The sequence below is a fragment of the Rheinheimera sp. UJ51 genome (assembly GCF_020819615.1).
GTDB lineage: Bacteria > Pseudomonadota > Gammaproteobacteria > Enterobacterales > Alteromonadaceae > Alishewanella > Alishewanella maricola.
In genome coordinates this window covers 1-4,645 of the sequence record NZ_JAJHOG010000029.1, presented here as the reverse complement: position 1 = coordinate 4,645, position 4,645 = coordinate 1, and the positions used below count along the sequence as shown (strand labels likewise).

The following is a 4,645-nucleotide window of genomic DNA, read 5'->3' as shown; positions in this document are numbered from 1 at the left end:
ACAACTTAGTCGTTACCGCCATTGCCAGAGAGATGATTGCCTATATCTGGGCCATCTCCAGAGAAGTCGTGCTAACACCCGTGAACCCCGCTAAGCGGTTAGCAAGGGTGCCAGCATGAAAAATGGCTAATAACATCATTCCGATCGCTCAATAACATCATGCCGATCAGGTTTTTTCTTCCCGCGCTTACAACAACATTCTTTTACTCTTTTTGATCGGCATGCGTCAAGTTGGACTGCTGTTTACGCATCGATTCACCCGTTAACGGCAGCCTTATCGCTCTATGGATCAGTCTGTCTAAGATCGCTTCGGCGAAGGTGGCTTCTCCGATCATGACATACCATTTATCTACCGGTAATTGGCTTGCCACCACCGTTGATAACTTGCCATGTCGCATGTCTATCACTTCCAGTAAATTACTTCGCTCTGTCGCATCCAGCACTTCCATTCCCCAGTCATCCAAGATCAAGATAGCGACTTGACTGAGTTGGTTCAGTAACCTTGGATAACTGCCATCCGCTTGTGACAACCTCATATCTTCTAATAAGGTCTTTAGCCGGTAATAGCGCACCGCCATTCCCTGACGTATAAAGTAACGCCCCAGTGCACACGCCAGATAGCTCTTACCGCATCCTGCTGCGCCAGTTAACAACAGATTTTGTTGATGTTTAAGCCAGTTGCCTTGTAGTAAATCCCTTATTTGTGATGCGTTAAAGCCTCGGTTTGCGCGATAGTCTATCTGTTCAACCTGTGCACCTAAACGGAACGCGGCTTGCTTCTCTAACCGGCTAATTTTGCGCTGCTCGCGCTGCACTAATTCATGACTGAGTAACAGCTGCAGGCGCTCTTCGAAGCTCATGTCTTGATAGAGCATTGTTTGCTCTTGTTGTTTTGCCAAGGCTTGCTTAACGCCGCTTAAATACAGCAGGCTGAGTTGTTCTTCAATTCGTAATTCCATAGCGTTTCTCGTATATTCTGTCAGTGGAAGTAGCTTTCACCGCGCACATTGTCGTGCACCAGCGTTTTAAGCGGATCATGTTTCACAGCTTGCACCGGTTGATGTTCCAGGCCGTTTTTCAGGATGGCCCTGATGTTGTGTAAGCGGTTAGCGCCGGTTAGGTGACCGCGCAGACAGGCAGCCTCCAATCGTACTTTGCTATAGATTTCGCTCTGTCCTAGTAAACTTAAGCAGGGGCGCACCGCTAATGCAGGATGTGCTGCGTGTGCCAATGTATCCTGCACCCACTGCTGTGTGTAAATCCCGATCGAGGCTGCCCATTTCAGTAGCCGCTCCGGTGACCACTCCAGCATCACTTTATGGTGATCGGGCATATGTGCCATGTCACAGGTATGTTGCCCTTTACGGTGGCTGCGCGCGTGCTCTGCAACCACTTGCCCATGATGGTAAATCACGATGGTTTGTGCCCTGATATACGCTTCCAGTCGCTTACCAACCAAGGTGTAAGGCACTGAGTAATAATGCTTTTCGATATCAACATGGTAATCCTTACCTGCCAGTACCCGTTGGATTTCGGTGTACTCGTAGGCAAAGCGGGGTAACGGTTGTAAAGCTGGTGCATCCAGCTCGTTAAACAGGGATGCCCGGCAACCAGGTAACTTTTGGAAGGGTTTTTTATTGAGCTTTATAAGCAACTCAGCGATACGCTGATTCAGATGTGCCAGACTGTGGAAGAGCTCATGACGTAATACCGCAAGGATCCAGCGTGTGACCACCTGCACGCCGACTTCGGCCTTGGATTTATCTTTAGGCTTACGTGGTCTGGCGGGCATGATGGCGGTACCGAAGTGTGCTGCCAGCATTTGATAGGTGGGGTTGAGATCCGGATCAGTATTGCGAGCCACGCTGACTGCACTTTTTAAGCAATCGGGAACCACCAACTGTGGTACGCCACCGAAGAACTCAAAGGCTCGTTTATGGCTCATGATCCAGTCTTCCAACTGCTGTGAACGGGTGGCTTCGGCGAAGGTGTAATTGGACGCGCCCAATACCGCAACGAAGATCTGCGCACGACAGGTAATTTCACCGGTATCAGGGTCAACTATCGGCATGGTTTGGCCGCAGTAATCAACAAAGAGTTTTTCACCCGCCAGATGGGTTTGCCGCATAGAAGGCTGCAGTACGGCCGCCCACTCTTTATAAAGACGGCAGAAGTGATTGTAACTGTAGTGCTGTTCTGGGTTGCGCTCAGCATACTCCTGCCACAGCAGCTCTAAAGTAACACCTTTACGGCCTGGGGTTTTGAGTTCTTGATAGACTCTCGCCCAATTAGGTAGCGGTTTATGCTGGGTTTTATGCACCACAATCGTTTTGAGGAAAGCACGCTCAAGCGTCACATCATCCCATATATCAGCCAGTGGCCAGTCAGTTATACCCAGCTGTGCCGCTCGATTGACATAGTAAGAGACCGTGCTCGCTGAGATAGTGAGGCTAAGGGCAATCTGACGATGTGTCAGCTTGCCCTGATACTTGTAACGCAGAATTTCTTTTAGTTTTCTCACAGAAATGGGCCTCGCAGACATGTACTTTCCTCAGCAGTAATAGATAGAAAGTACGGGTTTAACGAAGCGGGAGAAAAAAGTCACGTAATAACATTGATGCCGATCGCACTTTACCATGAATGGCAAAAAGTGATCGGTATGAGATGTTATTGTGTGATCGGCATGGATGTTATTAACTGATCGGCTTGAATGTTATTGGGTGATCGCCATGCGTGAAAATATGCAAAAAACGAGTTAGAGTTAATGCATTGGATCAAGCAGCGGGTGTGGCACAACCACCGACGGCGTTAGGATGGCAACAGCCTCACGGCTGTTGAACCTCGTACATAGACTGAAGACAGGTGCCACGGCGGATAAAGTAAGGTAGGCTCTGTTAGCGAAAGCTAATAATCCACGTATACCAGCATGACAACCGACGAACATTACCAGCTTCATCTGATGCATTAACTCGCTTTAACAGCAAAACAAAGGTTCTTTAATGAGCAGGATTTTACTCAATCTGCTTGACGTGGGGAGTCATACCAACGCCGAGCTAAGCGGCAGTTTTTAAGTTGTAGTTTTGTGGAATACTTTTGCGCAGCAAAACCACAAAACAGCGACTTAAAAACTGTCCAGTGCCGAAGGCACGATGCTTGAGCGAATTGTTATGAGCGAATTTTACTGTAATGTAGGTCATTAAAATACGCTTTGTTTTTATACAATGCCTTTTCTAATACCGCTTCCAACCTATAGCCACATTTCTCCAAAACTTTTGCGGAGGCTAAATTGCCTTCAATAACTGACGCGTACAGCCTGTTTAAATTTGTATTGTTGAATATTAAATGTGTAAATTTTTCTAATGCTTCTGAGGCGATACCCTTCCCCCAATAGGCTCGTGCCACCCAATAACCTACTTCTGCAGTTCTCTGTTTTTCAAATTCGCCAGGAACTGCACTTATTGAACCGACAAGTATTTCATTGTAAATAATTGCGTAGACGTGACCAATGTTACTGCCAGTGTTTACCCACCAATTCGCGGATTCATTTGTGTATGGCTGCGGAATTCTTGCAGAAAGAAATTGAGTTAGAAGATGGTCATTTAAGTATGACACTAAAAGCTCTTCGTCCTTCTGTTCAAATTTTCTCAGTTCCAGCATTTTGGTTCTCATAACGCCTTGCTAAGAGGCGCAAAATTGTTGGCTAAAATTAGCGACGAAGGAGCGCAAGCCAACTGTTTTGCGTCCTTTTGAGCAACTTGTTATAACTCGATTACACCATACTGTGATATTGAAGACGCATTAACAACAAGCTCCACTATTTGGCAATTTTCAAATTCAAATTTTATGGCATCAGAGTACCCTTGATTATTAACCATACTCCAAGCCCAGCATAACTTTAAGCCATAGCACTTGTGGAAAAATAGAGAGTTTTCAGTCGCTACCAACTCATTAAGATTAATACGGTTACATAATTCAATTTCATCTGAATCTTCAATAACACGAATAAAACAACTAAACGTTTCGAATTCCAATTTGATTGCTGCAACTTCATTTAGAAGTTCTTTGAAACTATATGATTGTGCATGTTTCAATTTCTCACATGAGTCCACAATACTAGATAATTTCACCATACTCTCCGAGAGTTATAACGCTCAAAGCAGCTGCGCGGTAAGCGTCGGCTGGCTTTGCTTGTTATATGCAAGTTATTCGACAAAGGGGCCATGCATCTGGTTACTACCATCCAATCCATTGTAAAGCCCAATATAATAAGAGTCTGTTTCCGTATTTTTATATAAAACATAGGCCAGCCCATCCATCTTTTCTATGTTTTTGATCTCGCAAAGACTCTTAAACTTCTCATCTAGTTGAAAGGGCACGTAGGATATAGAGTTTTGACTTTTCTCAATTTTCGAGTGAATGAATGCCGTTTCGGCATTGTCACAAGCATCAATTTGAGACGCACTGGTAAAAGGTGCAATTAAGAGTAATAAAACTAGAAATTTACGCATAAGTTCCCTTGCATATAGACATAATGACTCCCCACGAGGTGCTGACCTCCGAATTCGTGGGTTAGTTTCGCAACCAGAGCCATACTGTATTTGTTGAATATACAATATCGGAGGTCAGCATGGTTAACAATAGCATA

Annotated in this window: 5 protein-coding genes; all 5 read right to left on the bottom strand. The window is 45.2% G+C overall.

Annotation, left to right across the window (positions count from 1 at the left end; all coding sequences use genetic code 11):
- Nucleotides 1-203: 203 nt before the first annotated feature.
- The 5 genes from istB to LMJ53_RS16915 all read right to left on the bottom strand — a co-directional run bounded on the left by istB (nt 204) and on the right by LMJ53_RS16915 (nt 4,508).
- A complete protein-coding gene (istB, locus tag LMJ53_RS16935) occupies nt 204-959 on the bottom strand; it encodes an IS21-like element helper ATPase IstB (RefSeq protein ID WP_229588578.1) in 756 nt (251 codons plus the stop codon).
- Between the two features lie 20 nt (nt 960-979).
- Nucleotides 980-2,542: an IS21 family transposase gene (gene istA, locus LMJ53_RS16930; RefSeq protein ID WP_229588576.1), complete on the bottom strand. Its 1,563-nt coding sequence runs from the start codon at nt 2,540-2,542 to the stop codon at nt 980-982.
- 623 nt (nt 2,543-3,165) lie between these two features.
- The gene (locus tag LMJ53_RS16925) at nt 3,166-3,669 is read right to left on the bottom strand and encodes a GNAT family N-acetyltransferase (protein WP_229588574.1); all 504 of its coding nucleotides are present in this window, start codon (nt 3,667-3,669) and stop codon (nt 3,166-3,168) included.
- Nucleotides 3,670-3,758: 89 nt separating this feature from the next.
- Nucleotides 3,759-4,130 (bottom strand): DUF6334 family protein, encoded by a 372-nt coding sequence (locus LMJ53_RS16920; protein WP_229588572.1) that lies wholly within the window; start codon nt 4,128-4,130, stop codon nt 3,759-3,761.
- Between the two features lie 72 nt (nt 4,131-4,202).
- A complete protein-coding gene (locus tag LMJ53_RS16915) occupies nt 4,203-4,508 on the bottom strand; it encodes a hypothetical protein (RefSeq protein ID WP_229588570.1) in 306 nt (101 codons plus the stop codon).
- Nucleotides 4,509-4,645: the final 137 nt, after the last annotated feature.